Annotated in this window: 19 protein-coding genes and 1 pseudogene; 13 read left to right on the forward strand and 7 right to left on the reverse strand. The window is 40.1% G+C overall.

Going from position 1 to position 14,550, the window contains the following annotated elements; translation table 11 throughout:
- Positions 1-4 precede the first annotated feature (4 nt).
- On the forward strand, positions 5-883 hold the full coding sequence (locus BMW59_RS08420) for an RluA family pseudouridine synthase (protein ID WP_177174244.1): 879 nt from the start codon (positions 5-7) through the stop codon (positions 881-883).
- Between the two features lie 16 nt (positions 884-899).
- On the opposite strand, the gene prpE is transcribed toward BMW59_RS08420, so the two are convergent.
- Positions 900-1,640: a bis(5'-nucleosyl)-tetraphosphatase PrpE gene (gene prpE, locus BMW59_RS08425; RefSeq protein WP_093050174.1), complete on the reverse strand. Its 741-nt coding sequence runs from the start codon at positions 1,638-1,640 to the stop codon at positions 900-902.
- Between the two features lie 229 nt (positions 1,641-1,869).
- On the opposite strand from prpE, the gene fabI reads away from it, so the two are divergent.
- On the forward strand, positions 1,870-2,649 hold the full coding sequence (gene fabI / locus BMW59_RS08430; protein ID WP_093050177.1) for an enoyl-ACP reductase FabI: 780 nt from the start codon (positions 1,870-1,872) through the stop codon (positions 2,647-2,649).
- Between the two features lie 254 nt (positions 2,650-2,903).
- On the forward strand, positions 2,904-3,566 hold the full coding sequence (locus BMW59_RS08435) for a glycosyltransferase family 2 protein (protein WP_177174245.1): 663 nt from the start codon (positions 2,904-2,906) through the stop codon (positions 3,564-3,566).
- An 83-nt stretch (positions 3,567-3,649) separates the two neighbouring features.
- On the opposite strand, the gene BMW59_RS08440 is transcribed toward BMW59_RS08435, so the two are convergent.
- Both BMW59_RS08440 and BMW59_RS08445 read right to left on the reverse strand, forming a co-directional pair.
- Positions 3,650-4,276 carry a hypothetical protein gene (locus BMW59_RS08440; RefSeq protein ID WP_093050183.1) on the reverse strand — a complete coding sequence of 209 codons (627 nt, stop codon included), beginning with the start codon at positions 4,274-4,276 and terminating at the stop codon, positions 3,650-3,652.
- A gap of 115 nt (positions 4,277-4,391) precedes the next feature.
- Positions 4,392-5,087, reverse strand: a complete 696-nt coding sequence (locus BMW59_RS08445) for a BMQ_0737 family morphogenetic spore coat protein (RefSeq protein ID WP_093050186.1) — start codon at positions 5,085-5,087, stop codon at positions 4,392-4,394.
- Positions 5,088-5,338: 251 nt separating this feature from the next.
- Between BMW59_RS08445 and BMW59_RS08450 the strand changes: the two genes are divergently transcribed.
- From BMW59_RS08450 to BMW59_RS08470, 5 genes are all read left to right on the forward strand, one after another.
- On the forward strand, positions 5,339-5,443 hold the full coding sequence (locus tag BMW59_RS08450) for a YjcZ family sporulation protein (protein ID WP_093050189.1): 105 nt from the start codon (positions 5,339-5,341) through the stop codon (positions 5,441-5,443).
- Positions 5,444-5,520: 77 nt separating this feature from the next.
- Positions 5,521-5,871 carry a DUF1360 domain-containing protein gene (locus tag BMW59_RS08455; protein WP_093050192.1) on the forward strand — a complete coding sequence of 117 codons (351 nt, stop codon included), beginning with the start codon at positions 5,521-5,523 and terminating at the stop codon, positions 5,869-5,871.
- A gap of 107 nt (positions 5,872-5,978) precedes the next feature.
- Positions 5,979-6,521: a hypothetical protein gene (locus BMW59_RS08460; RefSeq protein ID WP_177174246.1), complete on the forward strand. Its 543-nt coding sequence runs from the start codon at positions 5,979-5,981 to the stop codon at positions 6,519-6,521.
- Positions 6,522-6,586: 65 nt separating this feature from the next.
- Positions 6,587-6,775 carry a hypothetical protein gene (locus BMW59_RS08465; protein ID WP_093050199.1) on the forward strand — a complete coding sequence of 63 codons (189 nt, stop codon included), beginning with the start codon at positions 6,587-6,589 and terminating at the stop codon, positions 6,773-6,775.
- A 31-nt stretch (positions 6,776-6,806) separates the two neighbouring features.
- Positions 6,807-7,055, forward strand: coding sequence for a hypothetical protein (locus BMW59_RS08470; protein WP_093050202.1), 249 nt, complete (start codon positions 6,807-6,809; stop codon positions 7,053-7,055).
- Between the two features lie 209 nt (positions 7,056-7,264).
- Here the strand turns inward: BMW59_RS08470 and BMW59_RS08475 are convergent, their stop codons facing one another.
- A complete protein-coding gene (locus BMW59_RS08475; RefSeq protein ID WP_093050205.1) occupies positions 7,265-8,662 on the reverse strand; it encodes an MFS transporter in 1,398 nt (465 codons plus the stop codon).
- Positions 8,663-8,878: 216 nt separating this feature from the next.
- Between BMW59_RS08475 and BMW59_RS08480 the strand changes: the two genes are divergently transcribed.
- A complete protein-coding gene (locus tag BMW59_RS08480) occupies positions 8,879-9,433 on the forward strand; it encodes an NADPH-dependent FMN reductase (protein WP_093050208.1) in 555 nt (184 codons plus the stop codon).
- On the opposite strand, the pseudogene BMW59_RS08485 reads toward BMW59_RS08480, so the two are convergent.
- A pseudogene (locus BMW59_RS08485) lies at positions 9,388-9,642 on the reverse strand (transposase); the annotation flags it as partial. The gene BMW59_RS08480 and the pseudogene BMW59_RS08485 sit on opposite strands and share 46 nt — an antisense overlap.
- 668 nt (positions 9,643-10,310) lie before the next feature.
- On the opposite strand from BMW59_RS08485, the gene BMW59_RS08490 reads away from it, so the two are divergent.
- Complete coding sequence (locus BMW59_RS08490; RefSeq protein ID WP_093050211.1) at positions 10,311-10,817, forward strand: DoxX family membrane protein; 507 nt, start codon at positions 10,311-10,313, stop codon at positions 10,815-10,817.
- A gap of 114 nt (positions 10,818-10,931) precedes the next feature.
- Positions 10,932-11,183 carry a hypothetical protein gene (locus BMW59_RS08495; protein ID WP_093050216.1) on the forward strand — a complete coding sequence of 84 codons (252 nt, stop codon included), beginning with the start codon at positions 10,932-10,934 and terminating at the stop codon, positions 11,181-11,183.
- A 46-nt stretch (positions 11,184-11,229) separates the two neighbouring features.
- Here BMW59_RS08495 and BMW59_RS08500 read toward each other — a convergent pair whose 3' ends face one another.
- Together BMW59_RS08500 and BMW59_RS08505 are read right to left on the reverse strand one after the other, a co-directional pair.
- The gene (locus BMW59_RS08500; RefSeq protein ID WP_093050219.1) at positions 11,230-11,952 is read right to left on the reverse strand and encodes a GntR family transcriptional regulator; all 723 of its coding nucleotides are present in this window, start codon (positions 11,950-11,952) and stop codon (positions 11,230-11,232) included.
- Between the two features lie 179 nt (positions 11,953-12,131).
- Positions 12,132-13,298, reverse strand: coding sequence for a TIGR04053 family radical SAM/SPASM domain-containing protein (locus tag BMW59_RS08505; RefSeq protein ID WP_093050222.1), 1,167 nt, complete (start codon positions 13,296-13,298; stop codon positions 12,132-12,134).
- Between the two features lie 313 nt (positions 13,299-13,611).
- Here BMW59_RS08505 and BMW59_RS08510 point away from each other — a divergent pair, with 313 nt between their 5' ends.
- Complete coding sequence (locus tag BMW59_RS08510; RefSeq protein ID WP_093050225.1) at positions 13,612-13,920, forward strand: hypothetical protein; 309 nt, start codon at positions 13,612-13,614, stop codon at positions 13,918-13,920.
- Between the two features lie 177 nt (positions 13,921-14,097).
- On the forward strand, positions 14,098-14,532 hold the full coding sequence (locus BMW59_RS08515; protein WP_093050228.1) for an Hsp20/alpha crystallin family protein: 435 nt from the start codon (positions 14,098-14,100) through the stop codon (positions 14,530-14,532).
- The last annotated feature ends 18 nt before the right edge of the window (positions 14,533-14,550 follow it).

Raw genomic sequence — 14,550 nt, forward strand, 5'->3', positions numbered from 1 at the left:
AAAAATGATACTTACATGGGAAGTGGATAACCGGTATTCAGACCTGTTGTTAAGGGATTATTTGAGAGAAGTAAAGGGGATTTCCCGTAAAACACTGGCCGAAATTAAGTTTAAAGGCGGGAAATTAGTCATAAACGGAAAAGAGCAAAACGTACGGCAATATATCAAATCAGGGGACAAAGTGGACGTTCATTTGCCTGATGAAGTAGTAAGTAAAAACATTAAAATAACCTCTTTGCCCTTGGAGGTCATTTATGAAGATGACCATCTCTTAATAATTAATAAGCCTGCCGGCATTGTAACGATTCCCACTGAAGATCCTTATGAGCCTTCCATCGCTGGAGCAGTCATTAATCATTATAGAATAACTGGATGGCCGGCCACTTTTCACGCAGTTAACCGCTTAGATCGCGATACCTCAGGCCTTTTGGTTGCAGGAAAACACCGCTATGCTCATGATTTGCTTGTGAAGCAGCAGCGAGCGGGAAAATTGGAACGGGCCTATACAGCTCTTGTTTCAGGAGAGGTGTCCTGGCGATTCGGTTCCATTTATGCCCCAATTGCCAGGAAATCTTCGAGTATTATAGAAAGAGAAATATCTTCTGCGGGGCGACACGCTGTGACACATTTTGAACGGATAAAGTTGCAACAAGGTTATTCAACGATGTTATTAAGGCTTGAAACGGGAAGGACTCATCAAATCAGGGTGCATATGGCCTGGCTGGGATATCCTTTATTAGGCGATACCCTTTACGGAGGAAATAAACGGCTTTTAACAAGAACTGCCCTTCATTCTCACCGGGTTATGTTAAATCATCCGCTAACAGGCGAACTGCAGTGTTATGAGGCTCCGCTGCCTAAGGACTTTAAATTAAATGACTAAAGAAATGGAGTTCCAATCAATCGAACGATTGGAACTTTTCTTTAAGGTAAGGCTGGTTTGAAGGGACAGAACAGACAGTTTTTTCCGGCCACCGGAGCGCTGAGAGTTGACCGCCGAAAATACAGCCAGTATCAATATTCACAGTGCTGCCTTTCCATCTTGGCTTCGGCACGGGGGTATGCCCATACACTACAAAGCTGTCAAAGTTATATTTAGCAGCCCAATCCCTCCGAACAGGTCTGCCATCCGCATGTTTTTCTCCAGTTATATCGCCGTACAACACAAAGGTCCTTACTACTTTTCCTTTTTTTCCTATTAAATCGGGGCGGATTCCTGCATGGGCGACTATTAAACGGTTCGCATCCAGTTGAAGGTACAAAGGAGATTGTTCGTATAAGGCTTTGAATTTATTTGCTATACGTTCGGTCTTCTCTTTCGGCAGACTTTTCAATTCTTCAACTGTCGTTTCAAGACCGTTATTGATCATGACGTTCCTGCCGCTAAGATAACGGTATAGTTTGTTGCAATGGTTTCCAGGACAGTAGAGAGCCTCTTTTTGTAAGACCCAATCTGCAACGTCTTCCATTACTTTTACTGAGGCGGGACCCCGGTCAGTGAGATCTCCAAGGAAGACAGGCACGCGGTTGTCTGAATGGTGAAGTTTCCCGCTTTGGTGTGAATAGCCTAACTCCTTTAACAAATCCGTCATTTCTTCATGACACCCATGTATATCACCAATAATGTCGAATTTTTTCATTGCGGATTCCTCCATTAATTATTTATAGCAAACTGTAAATTTGTAAGAGAGTGCTCTGCACAGATATTCCCGTTTATTAAGACGGACGGTAAAGAAATGTATTTGTATTGTGCCACAAATAGCCAGCGAAGTCATCATCTCCATACTGGTCTGTTTGACGTAACAGGGCACCTGGGTTAAAATTATGACCAAGTATTAATATCAAGTGCATGTTAAGGAGGAACAATCAATGGAGATTGATTTAAGCAGAAAAACCTATGTGATTATGGGCGTAGCTAATAAAAGAAGTATTGCATGGGGAATCGCCGAGTCATTAGCGAATGCTGGTGCTAATTTGATTTTTACATATGCGGGAGAACGTTTAGAAAAGAATGTTAGAAAATTGGTTGATACTTTGGAATCAGGAGATCATGCGGTTTTACCGTGCGATGTAACCAAAGATGAAGATATTGAAGAGACTTTCAGGCAAATCAAAGAAAAAACTGATGTAATTCATGGAATTGCCCACTGTGTAGCATTTGCAAACCGTGAGGAGCTTGAAGGCGAATATTTAAACACGACCCGGGAGGGGTTCCTTTTAGCTCAAAATATCAGTGCCTATTCTTTAACTGCTGTTACAAAAGCAGCCCGTCCCCTTATGACAGAAGGCGGGAGTATCGTGACACTTACCTATCTTGGCGGTGAGCGCGTGGTGAAGAATTATAATGTCATGGGAGTGGCGAAAGCAAGCCTGGATGCAAGTGTGAAATACTTAGCGAACGATTTAGGAAAAGAGCAAATCCGGGTTAATGCTATCTCTGCCGGCCCTATCCGTACACTGTCAGCAAAAGGGGTAGGCGGTTTTAATGATGTACTGAAGGAAATGGAAGATCACGCTCCTCTCAAGCGGACGGTAACCCAGAAAGAGGTTGGGGATACTGCCCTGTTTTTGATGAGTGATTTATCAAGAGGCATTACTGGCGAGCTCCTGCACGTTGATGGCGGCTATCATGTGACAGGACTGATGTAAATAATAAAAATTACAAAAGTGCAGTATTGGCAACTAGCCAACACTGCGCTTTTTTTAATGCTTTTGCTCTTGAAGAAGAGCCAACCCTCGCCTTCACCGTAACTTGTCTGTTAAGTTAATTTTATACAATGCATATATGCTAATTAAACTGGTCAAATACACTTCCATAGTGTAAGGGAATACATAGACTGTATTACATGTCGTTATTAAGAAAGGAACCGGCCGGTATGGAAGTTACTGCAATTACCTGCACGATGAGAGAGAATAAATTAGATAATATCCTGAGTAATTTTTTACGGCAGAAATGGAAAGGTAAAGAGCTGATTATTATTATTAATAGAGACAGAATAGATCTTAACGTCTGGAGAGAGAAGACTAAAGATTATCCTTATATTCGTGTATTTCAAGTGCCGGAAGACGAAACTCTCGGTTCCTGCTTAAATAAAGGAGTTGAACTGGCCGGGCATAGTATCATCTCTAAGATGGATGATGATGATTATTATTCTCCCTTCTATTTAACTGAGATGATAAGAGCGATTAATAGAACCGGCGCAGATATTGCTGGAAAAAGATCTGTTTACACTTATTTTTGTGAAAATAACCTATTAGGTATTCATAGGCCTTATAATGAAAATCAATTTGTAAAGTCTGTCCGTGGGGCTACATTAACTTTTAAAAAGAAAGTACACGACAAAATCCCTTTTTATCACACAAACAGGGGTGAAGATGGTGATTTTTTATGGCGGTCTGCGAGACACGGCTTCCGCATATATTCAACAAGCAAGTATAACTATACGTGTATTCGTCAGGAATCACCCAAGGATCATACTGAGAAAAACAGCTCCCTTCTTAATGGGTGCGCAGACCTTGAAAGCGGGTATAATTTTCCCGGGAAAATTATTAAATGTACAGAGTAACTGTTGCTGGATAACCTGAACAATCCAGCAGTGCGGAAGAAAGGCTGAGCACCATCATTCCGGCTAATACGTGAGAGAAGAAATTAATAAAACGAGACAGCATTTTTAGAGGGAACACCTTCTTTTAACTCTGATGAGAAACAAAACCCTTGCAGCGTTAATTTGTCAGTTACTTTTATTCGCTTAATCCTTAAGTCAAAACCCGAAAAAGTCAGTGTCTCTTCCGGTTTTAATTCTGCACAATGAGAAGGCTTTAGCCAATATTCACCTTTATCCCTAATAGTATCTTTCCAGCCGGAATCCATGTATGTCCATTCTTCATCATCTTTGTACAAGACACTGTCCTTGTTGTCTGAAAGGGTAATTTTTCCGTTCAATCCTGCACTTGCTGGAGGAGTGATACGGAAAACAATAAAAGGTTCATGTAAAGAGGAGGCTCCCGTATTTTTCATATGGAAATTTCCATTAACCAATATTTCTTCATCTTCCGGTTCAGATAAAAATACCGTGTAATTAAAAAATGAAAGGACAGAAAAGGACGGTGTTCCCGAAAGCGTTTCGTTTATGACGGGAGATCCGGCATGAAACTCTTTTTTATACCTGTTAATGTCTTTTTGTAAATTGGAAGTAAGTTTCTTATATTTTTTTAATTCAGACTGGTAATGAAGGAGTTTCTGCTTCAACTGAATGTCTGTGTTTGAATTACTCATAGAATAACACCCTTTCTATTAGGCGCAGTTTTTAAAAACGTATGTACAAAATCAAAAAATAAAACTAAAAAAAAAGAGAGGCAAAGCTCTCTTTCTGTAAACTCGAATGATTATTTTAATCTTTATACTTTTTGTGAGGGACGGGGAATACTTCAGGGCACTGCTCCGGAAATTTAAATTCTGGACATTTTTTAGCCGGTGTCGGAAGAACAATTTCAGGGCGGGGCTTACAAATTTTACCTTCTATATCAATTTTAACTTCTGCTTCTGCCTGAATGGACTGGCAGATTAACAAGGTAAGATCGAGTGTCCATTCTGTCCCGTCTTTACCGTTGCATAAGAACGATCCTTCGCAATCAAAGTCGTATACATGGCATACCACATCTGTACCTTCAGGGGCACATAATAAAAATTTCTCAATTTTAAAGAAACTGATTGGTTCAGAGAACAAAGGAGGCAGATTGTTGTGCTCTGATTCCAATACAATTTGGTATTCACCTTGTTTCTGAATTTTAACGACCTGTAAAGTTGTATCAAATTCCTCTACATAAAAGTCCTTCCTCGTTCCTACTTCTTCGCATAGCTGTTCCGGAAATTCCGGTTCAATTAATATACAGCTTACTTCGACAGTTTCAGGAAGAAAGTAGCCGCAAACATCGGGTACTAATACGTCGGTCGTTTGCATATCAGGGTCTTGTTCTGTAAAGAAGTCAATGTCGCCTGTTTCAAACTTTTCTTCCTTTTCTGCCTGATGTGTAATCCAGTCATAAACTTTAGGTACTTTTATACAAAGTCTTTCTAATTTACCCATATAATTCATCCTTCCATTCAGATTAAATAATATCCTTACTGCTTCATAGTATGTTTGATAAGAATAAATGTGTCTGTTACTCATGGAATTATTGCCTAATCAGCATATAACTAATTTTTTATCAAATGCTCTGTAACCGTCTGGTGTAACCGCATGATTTCAAAAATATAATCTTTTTTAGTCAATTATCCATTCCTCTTAACTGGTTTCTTCATATATATAAGGAGAGAAGGAGAGTAACTTCCTTCTAAATGGGATATGAGGAGGTGAAACTCTTGAGTTATTACAACAGTTTTACTCTCATCGTAGTGTTGTTTATTTTGTTAGTTATTGTAGGTGCAGCCTATGTATGCTAATACGGGGAAGAAGTAAAGGGAAACCCTTTACTTCTTTTTACATATATATACAGATAGAATGCTAGGGAGGGGTCTGTATGGAAGAATCCTTGTTGAATTTTATTCTAATGGGGTTAGCGGTTTTCAGGCTAACCCATCTGTTTATTTACGACACGGTTACAGAACCGCTTAGACAGCTTTTTTTAGAAGAAATCAAAGAAAGTGAGGAAAACGGTGAAGTGATCTGGCATTATGAACCTAAAGGCAAAGGAATAATAAAATTCGGAGGCTTGTTGTTAAGCTGCCATTGGTGTTTGTCTGTGTGGATGGGCGGCTTTATTTTTGCGGGACAGATGGTTTTTCCATTTGTTTTTACGGTTGTTATATGGGTTTTTGCCTTATCCGCCGCCTCGGTAATTTTAGAAGAGGTTGTTCTCAAATATTTTTAACTAAGCTGCTCCTATATAATACAACTGGCAAGTTTCATCTCTTTTTACATATAAATAAGAAGTGAAAAGGATGAAACAGGAGGGATAATGTGGGGGTATCCAATAAAATGAAGAGTTGGGCGGAAGTACAGCTGCAACAGGAAGTCATTCATTATAAATCTGAAGCACAAAGGCTGAAACGGGAAAAGGAAAAACTTGAACAGCAGTATGATGTGAGAAAAATGAACGAAATAATCAGCGAAGTAGAGGAATTAGCTGAAAGAAACAGACTAATTGAAAAAAGTTATAAAGAAGCTGTCAAGGAAAAGAAAAAGCTTCAAACTCAATTGGTAAAGAATGAGGAAGAAAAAAGCCAGATGAAAAATACACTTCTGGAAATTGAAAAAATAAAAGAAGATTTAAGTGCTAAAGAACATGAATGGAAAAAAGAGAAAGAAGAGCTTCTTCAGCAATTACAACGCGCATATGACAATTCCACCAAAAAAACACCTGAAAACTTTTTTTCAAAAGCCGTAAGTGAACAAGCAGACACCCAAAAGGTGGAAGGCGTCAGTGAGCCGGATCAACAGGAAAAAAGTAAACAAAACTATGAGCAGTTTTTTCAGGCTTTTCAGGCTGGAAACAATCATTCTAATGAAGACGACGAGTGAATGCCCTCACTTTATTATTAGAATCTCATAACCTATAGTGATCAAGCAAAAAGGAGCGAGAGGTTTTGGGAAAATACAGTGAGAGAAAAACGTGGAGAAGCCGAAGCCATGTTAATAAACCTTCTAATAATATGACTGGGCAAAAGAACAAATATCAAGTAAGCCATACTAAACCGAAAAAAGGCGGGTGTGCCTGCGGCAAAGCAAAAGCCCGGACAAAAGCCTATAAAACAGGGTTCGCTTCTCAAAAATAGGGGTATACCGATAGTAAAGAGAGGTGATTGTATGGGTTACCTTCCACCAGTTAAAGATGAACAAGTAACAATCTATGCGAATCGTCAAACGGGGTCTAAACCTATGATCACAGGGCCGTCTCCGGCTGAAAGAGTGGCGTTTTTTGATGCTCTGAAAGACCGTGCGGCGACAGGGAATTATTTTCAAAGAAATAAAGCTAAGCAAAAGCTGTTAACTGTTGCAAGAGCGCATGAGAAAGAAATAACCGGTAAAGGTGAGTATTTTGACCAGACTATTTAACAGCAGCTGGGACAACGAAATCCTATTAAAAAGCTAAAAGGTTCCTGTTTTTAACCTCAGATTGTCGAGAAGAGGCTTGGGAAAAAGAGTAATTATAAAGAAAGCCGAACAAAATTTTCAAATTTTGTTCGGCTTTTCTTTTTGAGATAAGGAGTGATGTCAGTCCGCCGGGCGGACGCTTGCCCAGGGGCTTCGCAGGATTAGTTAATTTATAGATTTTGTGATTGCAGTTCAAGGTGTTTAACTTTATTTCTGAATACAAAGGTGAAAACACTGACAGCGATTAACGCGAGAAGGACAAGACCGGCAAACAGGTTCGAATAAATAGCATAGTCATTAGTGATCCCAAACGGGTTAATCAGAAACCGTATATGGGAAAAATCAAGTAAAGCACCGAATACAGCACTGGAAATGGCTCCTGACAGAAAGTTGACTAAATTAAACAATCCTATTCCCACGCCTGTCTGATTAGCTGGTACAAGAGAGGTTAAAAGATTAGCCGTTGAACTCTGGATAAGCGGGAAGGCCATATACTGAACCAGAATACAGGCAGCCATAAAAACAGGCGGAATTCCGACAAAAGTGGAGATCAGAGTGCTCCCTGCCATAACCATAATAAAAGCTGCCTTCAGGATGGGATAACTTCCGTGACGATCCACAAGTTTACCTCCGTACTGCCCAATCAGCCCCGCTGCCATTGCGCCGGGAAATAAAAGAAGGCCAATCTGTACGGTATTCAGATCATATACGGATCTTGCCATAATCGGAACTATAAAAATCATTCCGAACATGGCGCTTGTTCCAAAAAAACTTGTAATGATAGTGGTCGTGTAATATTTATTCTTAAGCATCGTCGGGTCTATAAAAGGAGCATGAAATGTTTTCATCCGCCAAATAAAAAGGCTGAATGCTGATGTACCAGCGAATAACCCTAAAAGGCTGAAAGAGGTAATAAATAAAAGCAGACCGGCTACAGAAACAGCGATAAACAGAGCTCCAGGTATATCAACTGTTCCTTTTCTCTGAGGTTCGTCGGGCAGCCATTTTCTTAAAAACGGAATAGCAATCAGCGAAAGGACTGACAGGATAAATAAATACCTCCAGTCAAATGCACCTCCTACCAAACCGCCTGTAATTGGTCCAAGTCCGGAGGCAAAAGCGACAGTGGAAGATACAATACCGAAGACTTTTCCTCTTTCATCCGGCATAAACCGGGCCGGAATAATAAAGGCCAGTGCCGGGATTGTTGCTCCGCCCATCGCTTGAAGAATCCTCGCAGATAATAAAACTCCGTAGTTAGGGGAAAAAAGTCCGATTGCTGCTCCGGAAGCAAATAAAATAATCCCTATAGTAAGTAAAGTCTTAATGGGATAAAAATCAGCCAGTTTTCCATACATTAAAGAGCCGATTGCAAAAACGAGAATATATCCGGTCATCACCCAGCTCACTTGAGAAGGAAGGAGATTGAATTCCTCTGCTATATCGGGAATAGCTACATTGAACATTGTACCGTTCATGACAGTGAAAGTGAGTATAATACATAAAAGCAGAGTGAGTCTCTGTTTATCCTTTTGATTTAGTAGGCGAGAAGATGGCGAATGGCTCATGATGCCCTCCTGTTTTTAGTTTCTTCTGGAAGTATGCCGGGTTAAAAAATAAACGACGAGCCGAAAAGATAGCCGCCGGAATTTATTTCGAGTATAGAAATATTACTTATTATGTTAGCGTGTGGTCGCGTTGATGTCAACGAATCACTTTGCCATGATTAGCTTTTAAGCATTTTTTGTCTTATTGTGTGATAATTAAAGCAGGAGGGCGGTTATATGAAAAAAAATATTATTGGAATTGCAGGCAGTTTAAGAAAAAGTTCTTACAACCGGATGATTCTGAATTATTTAACAGATGTGGAACATTCAAACGTAAAAGTCACTCCACATTCAATTGATGAAATCCCATTATTTAATGGTGACTTGGAAGAAAACGGAGATCCGGCAGAAGTGGCTTCATTTAAACAATCAGTAAAAGAAGCCGATGGACTATTAATAGTCACACCTGAATATTCTCATGGCACACCCGGCGTGCTGAAAAATGTACTGGACTGGGCTGGAAGTATGACTAATGAAAATGTGCTTTATAAAAAGCCAAGCATGATTGTCGGAGCTTCCCCCAGTGCGATGGGAACCTGTTTTTCCCAGCAGCAGATTAGACAGACATTATCAGCGTGTCATGCCTATGTAATGCCTCAACCTCAGGTGTATATTGGTTCAGTCCACCATAAAGTGAATGAGAGCGGCCAGCTTCAGGATGAGGTGACAAAGAAACGATTGAATGAAAGCCTGGAAGAATTTTTAAAATGGATTGAAATTATGAAATTGTAAAAAACAGACTGGGTATACGCACACAAAATGATTTTCAACATCATCTTCGGATGATAAGCTGGACAGCCTGTCTTACGTTAAAAACAATTAAAAGCTTCATCAGGAATAGATTCCACCAGATCATTCACTGCAAAAGCGACGTCATTCTCCTGAAGTTTATAGGATAGGTCCATAGGCAAAATGACTTGATTCATGTAACCTTTAAACATAAGGATACCTCCGATTCTGTTATCTTGTGTTGATTTAACTTTATCAGAAGGTATCCTTTTTGTGTTTTTTAAATGAGTTATATTTAAACTCGTTGATTGTCAAAAGTCGCGAGACGCCTGCGGGAAAAGCAACGAGCGAAACTTCACGAATTAACACCGAGCTGCTTCGACGAACAAGGCTCCAAAGCAAAACTTGCAGAGGAAGAAGCAAGAGATGAAGATCCATCGGGGTGCTCTTCCCCGATTAGCTGAAGCCTTGCCCGCGGCAGATCTTTTTGTGTGACGAGCAAGCGTAGCGGCGCAGGAAACAAGCGAGTGACAATTTGGACAAGTAACCTACATTAATCAATTTAGATATAAAAATGGCTCTCACATAAGTGAGGGCCATTCTTATTTACTGGGTTTTGTCCCGGCCTCTTTTTTTAGTACTCCTGGTCACAATTTTGCCATTGTATAGCAAACATTCCGTCACAAATACGGCAGTTGCAGGACCTTTATATATAATATAATCAAATTAAAGGAAGAGAGTTAGTGGTCACTAACTTAACAAACCGAAAGAGCGGGTAATGTTCTTTTTATCGCTCACTTACCATCAGGCCATAATTATTTTTAAAAGTGATCGTTGACTTGACCTCTTTATTAAAACATTTCCTGAGGAGGAATGAATCATGATTATGGATTTCTTGAGAAACAACAAAATTGCAGCGGGCGTGTTGACAGTATTACGTGTTTATATTGGATGGCAGTGGCTGACAGCAGGCTGGGGGAAAGTGACAGGAGAGCCGTTTGATGCAAGCGGATATTTAACCGGTGTGGTCAATAATGAAGCGGTCATTGAACAGTACCCGACGTATCACGCATTTATAGAAAGTTTTGCTTTACCGAATGCAGGAGTTTTCAGTTTTATGGTCGCCTGGGGTGAATTGCTCGTAGGGCTTGGCTTAATTTTAGGTGTTCTGACAACGGCAGCAGCGTTCTTCGGAATTGTCATGAACTTCGCGTTTATGTTCGCAGGCACCATCTCATCAAACCCGTGGTTAGTGCTTCTGACCATCTTTATCTTGGCAGCAGGCTACAATGCCGGTAAATTCGGCGGTGACCGCTGGGTGCTTCCTTACATCCGCACGATGGTTTTTAAAAAACAGTTAACAGAGCCTGATAAAGCGGCAGCATAGAAGGATTTTAATAAGTCTTGCACTCTTTCTGACGGAAGAGTGCTTTTTACTTGCCGAAGGACAAATGAGAGGTTAAAATTGGAAGGGAATGTATGTTTGCAAGGAGGATGAATTATGGAGCTGATTGACTGGAGTTATGGCCGGAGATATCAAATAAAAGCTGTTTTTTCTTCTCATCCTAATTCTCCGGTTATCTTCAGATCTTTTCCTGATTATTATTTTATATATACAGTGAAATGGTCAGACAGAGACAGTCCTGTAAACAGAGACGATTTAGCAGAGATGGAGAAACTGCTTAATGAAGAACTGGGATGTTTAAAAGCCTACGAAACCCGCAGATCGGTATGCGGCAGGGCTGGATTATAAATAACTGGGCCACCGGGCGGTTAAACCCGATGGCTCTTTTTTTATTCTATCTTTTCATATTAATCATAAAACGGTAACGGTCCGCCCTGTAGGCTGACTTTACAAATTCAACCGGGGTTCCGTCTTCAAGGTACGTATGCCGTTCAATTAATAAGATGGGGGAAGATTTCCTTACTTGAAGAAGCTCAACTTCATTCTGATTAGCTGTAGAAGATTCAATAATCTGTGTCGCTTCTTTGATTTTTTTGCCCAGAGCAGCTTCAATATATTCATAAAGTGAGGATTGCATAATTTCTTTTGTGACACCTGGAACTAGTTTTTCAGGCAGGTAGCTTGTTTCAAGGGCCATTGGTACATTGTCAGCAAGGCGGACCCGCTGAATCTCATACACCGGATCATTCTCTTGAATTTTTAAATAGTTGGCGACAGACGAAGTCGCAGGCACTACTTTAAAATGAACGAGCCGGTTGCCCGGTGTCATTCCTCTCGCTTTCATATCTTCCGTAAAACTGGTTAACCCCTGGAGCGGCTGTTCGATTTTTTTCTCGGATACGAAGGTTCCTGTCCCTTTTTTCCGGTAGACATAGCCGTCGTTAACCAACTTTGTAATTGCCTGTCTTACTGTCATACGGCTTATTGCATATGTGTTGGCATACTCTCTTTCAGAAGGAAGCATGTCTCCTGGTTTTAAGTCGCCCTGGTCAATTTGATTTTTAATTTTTTCTTCAAGCTGGTAGTAAATTGGAATTGGTGAGTTTTTATTTATCATTTCCGCATCATCCTAACACGTTAAGTTACATAGACCACTATTCCACTTTATTTTATCACACCTTTTAATTGCTAAACCAGTGACGCGGCATTGGTATAATCTCCTATAAATTTTTGAGGAATAGTTTATCCTTACAAAAAAACGCCTTAATACACGTAGTATCGGGCGTTTTATAAGTGTTACACATTTTGGGTTTTTCTATAAGCTTCAGGGATGTAGACACAGAATGGTTCACTTTCAAGATAATCGCCGGTTACTGAGTAAGATCTTGAACGTGAGCCGCCGCACACATAACGGAATTCACAGACTCCGCATTTTCCTTTATAGAGATCCGGATTTCTTAATTCTTTTAAAACAGGCGCTTCCCGGTATATTTCCTTTAGCGGCTTTTCTCTTACGTTGCCAACCTTTATCGGAAGAAGGCCGCTTGGCATGACGTCACCTGTATGAGAAACAAAGATAAATCCGTTTCCGTCATTAACTCCTTTTGGGGCGCGTTTTAAACCGTCGATTTCAGAAGCCGTATCTGAAATGGAGTCCGAATAGTTTATTTCACCTTTTTCAATCATTTTGTCCTTAGTTTTCTGCTGAATAACGACACGGCGGTGGTGTTGGGCTGCTGTCGTTTTAATATCAAAATTTGAAGTTTTGTTTAACTCATAAAGCCAACGAAAGACTTTCTCATGCTCGGCTGGTGTGAGGCAATCATCTATTTGCCCCCTGCCTGTTGGCACCAGAAGAAAGATATACCACATGACCACATCAAGTTCTTCGACTAATTGAGCCATTTCTTCTAAAGAATCATAATTATATCTGGAGATGACGGTATTAATTTGAAGCGGCATGTCGAGCTCTTTCAAGTAGCGTATTTTCTCAAGGGTTAAATCAAAGGATCCGGATGTGCCTCTAAACTGGTCATGGATAGCTGGATTTGGACCGTCTAAGCTGAACCCCCACCTGGATAAACCGACTTCTTTCGCTTTTTTCATTCGTTCCTTAGTGACATTATCTGTAGCACTGGGAGTCATTGATACACGCATACCTTTTTTTACGGCGTAATCAGCGAGCTCAAACAAGTCTTCTCTCATCATACAATCGCCGCCTGTAAAAACAAGCATAGGATTATTCATATCATAAATCTCATCTATTAGCTTAATTCCTTCTGAATGGGACAGTTCATGAGGATGAGGCTCCACCTGTGCATCGGCGCGGCAATGCACACAGCGAAGTTCACAGGCACGTGTAACTTCCCAGATAACAATAAAGGGATTTTCATTATAATCCATTTCAGCTATTTTACTAGCGTGCGGATGGCCATGACCTTCAGGATGTTTTTTTCCATACATACGTATCACCAAACTTTATTTGAATTTTTATAATTAAAGCATTTGATATATTTTCATTGTAAATGTTCAGTAATCCAGCGGCGGCAGCAAATGTTACAATGTGGCAACACTTTATAGGCAATTGAAAGAGACAGATAACTGAATAGTGAGTTTAGGGACTTATAAGTTGATAAGCAGGAAAAGGTCAAAGGTTAAGGCAATTATTATATAAGCCTGGAAGGGAGACGAACTAATTTTGTTAACTTTTTTCTGGGAGTAAATGCAGGCATCCGTTATAATAAGAATCGAGCCAGAATTGAGAGGTGTTTGAACTATGAGTACGAAGAAAGATATGGAAGAACAGATTATTAAAAATTATCAAAAAGATGAAAAGATGATGGTGCTGGTGTTTGCCCAGTGGTGTGTAAATCATAACCTTGACCCTGAGGAAATTTATTTGCGCGCCTACCCTGGACAAAGCGAGAACCAGGCTTTAAAACAGGCAATTGATTTGACTGTGACTAAAGAAGAAGCGGGAGAGATTCCGCATGATACTCTTCTAGGCGTATTATCCTTATTTGGCAATGATGATCTTGCCTTTGTTGTGACTGAAGAAATGGACAAATTAAAACCCGAAAATTAATGTTGGAAAGTTCCAGACTCTTCGCCTGGGCGGAGAGTTTTTATTTGGAAACAAATGGGGGGACTGACCCCTTTTTGTCACTAAATATACACAATTGGAAAGGGAAACCGGGTTTAATTTGGTTGGTAGGTTGGTATGTTATAAGTGTAATTAAATTAGATTTTGGAGGTGGTTTTAATGGCAAACTTATTTCCAAAAAGACGGCGTGACGTCTTTGAGTGGCTGCCTTCTTTTCTAGACCGCGACTCAACAACCGATTTATTTGACAGTTCTTTTGGTTTTCAGAGTCCGAAAGTGGATATTAAGGAGAAGAAAGACCATTATGTAATTGAAGCTGAACTGCCGGGGTTCTCAAAGGAAGACATTTCAGTTGAATACAAAGATGGCCATCTGACAATCCAGGGAAAGACTGAACGATCTGCTGAGACGAAAGATGATCAGTATGTCAGACGTGAGCGATCCAGCGGTTCTTTCCAAAGAAGTTTCTATATTGGAGACATAAACGAAAAGGAAATACAAGGAGAATTTAAAAATGGACTTCTTGTATTAAATGTGCCAAAAACAAGAGAGGAACTCGATGAATCATCCGGGTACCGTATTGATATAAATTAAAGGGGGGATTTTATCCTC

It is taken from the genome of Salipaludibacillus aurantiacus, from assembly GCF_900111295.1.
GTDB lineage: Bacteria > Bacillota > Bacilli > Bacillales > Salisediminibacteriaceae > Salipaludibacillus > Salipaludibacillus aurantiacus.

Bases quoted from the DNA above. Each gene is read 5' to 3' on its own strand.
- BMW59_RS08420 (WP_177174244.1), top strand. From the start codon at position 5: ATGATACTTACATGGGAAGTGGATAACCGGTATTCAGACCTGTTGTTA.
- prpE (WP_093050174.1), bottom strand. From the start codon at position 1,640: ATGAAAAAATTCGACATTATTGGTGATATACATGGGTGTCATGAAGAA.
- fabI (WP_093050177.1), top strand. From the start codon at position 1,870: ATGGAGATTGATTTAAGCAGAAAAACCTATGTGATTATGGGCGTAGCT.
- BMW59_RS08435 (WP_177174245.1), top strand. From the start codon at position 2,904: ATGAGAGAGAATAAATTAGATAATATCCTGAGTAATTTTTTACGGCAG.
- BMW59_RS08440 (WP_093050183.1), bottom strand. From the start codon at position 4,276: ATGAGTAATTCAAACACAGACATTCAGTTGAAGCAGAAACTCCTTCAT.
- BMW59_RS08445 (WP_093050186.1), bottom strand. From the start codon at position 5,087: ATGGGTAAATTAGAAAGACTTTGTATAAAAGTACCTAAAGTTTATGAC.
- BMW59_RS08450 (WP_093050189.1), top strand. From the start codon at position 5,339: ATGGGATATGAGGAGGTGAAACTCTTGAGTTATTACAACAGTTTTACT.
- BMW59_RS08455 (WP_093050192.1), top strand. From the start codon at position 5,521: ATGGAAGAATCCTTGTTGAATTTTATTCTAATGGGGTTAGCGGTTTTC.
- BMW59_RS08460 (WP_177174246.1), top strand. From the start codon at position 5,979: ATGAAGAGTTGGGCGGAAGTACAGCTGCAACAGGAAGTCATTCATTAT.
- BMW59_RS08470 (WP_093050202.1), top strand. From the start codon at position 6,807: ATGGGTTACCTTCCACCAGTTAAAGATGAACAAGTAACAATCTATGCG.
- BMW59_RS08475 (WP_093050205.1), bottom strand. From the start codon at position 8,662: ATGAGCCATTCGCCATCTTCTCGCCTACTAAATCAAAAGGATAAACAG.
- BMW59_RS08480 (WP_093050208.1), top strand. From the start codon at position 8,879: ATGAAAAAAAATATTATTGGAATTGCAGGCAGTTTAAGAAAAAGTTCT.
- BMW59_RS08490 (WP_093050211.1), top strand. From the start codon at position 10,311: ATGATTATGGATTTCTTGAGAAACAACAAAATTGCAGCGGGCGTGTTG.
- BMW59_RS08495 (WP_093050216.1), top strand. From the start codon at position 10,932: ATGGAGCTGATTGACTGGAGTTATGGCCGGAGATATCAAATAAAAGCT.
- BMW59_RS08500 (WP_093050219.1), bottom strand. From the start codon at position 11,952: ATGATAAATAAAAACTCACCAATTCCAATTTACTACCAGCTTGAAGAA.
- BMW59_RS08505 (WP_093050222.1), bottom strand. From the start codon at position 13,298: ATGTATGGAAAAAAACATCCTGAAGGTCATGGCCATCCGCACGCTAGT.
- BMW59_RS08510 (WP_093050225.1), top strand. From the start codon at position 13,612: ATGAGTACGAAGAAAGATATGGAAGAACAGATTATTAAAAATTATCAA.
- BMW59_RS08515 (WP_093050228.1), top strand. From the start codon at position 14,098: ATGGCAAACTTATTTCCAAAAAGACGGCGTGACGTCTTTGAGTGGCTG.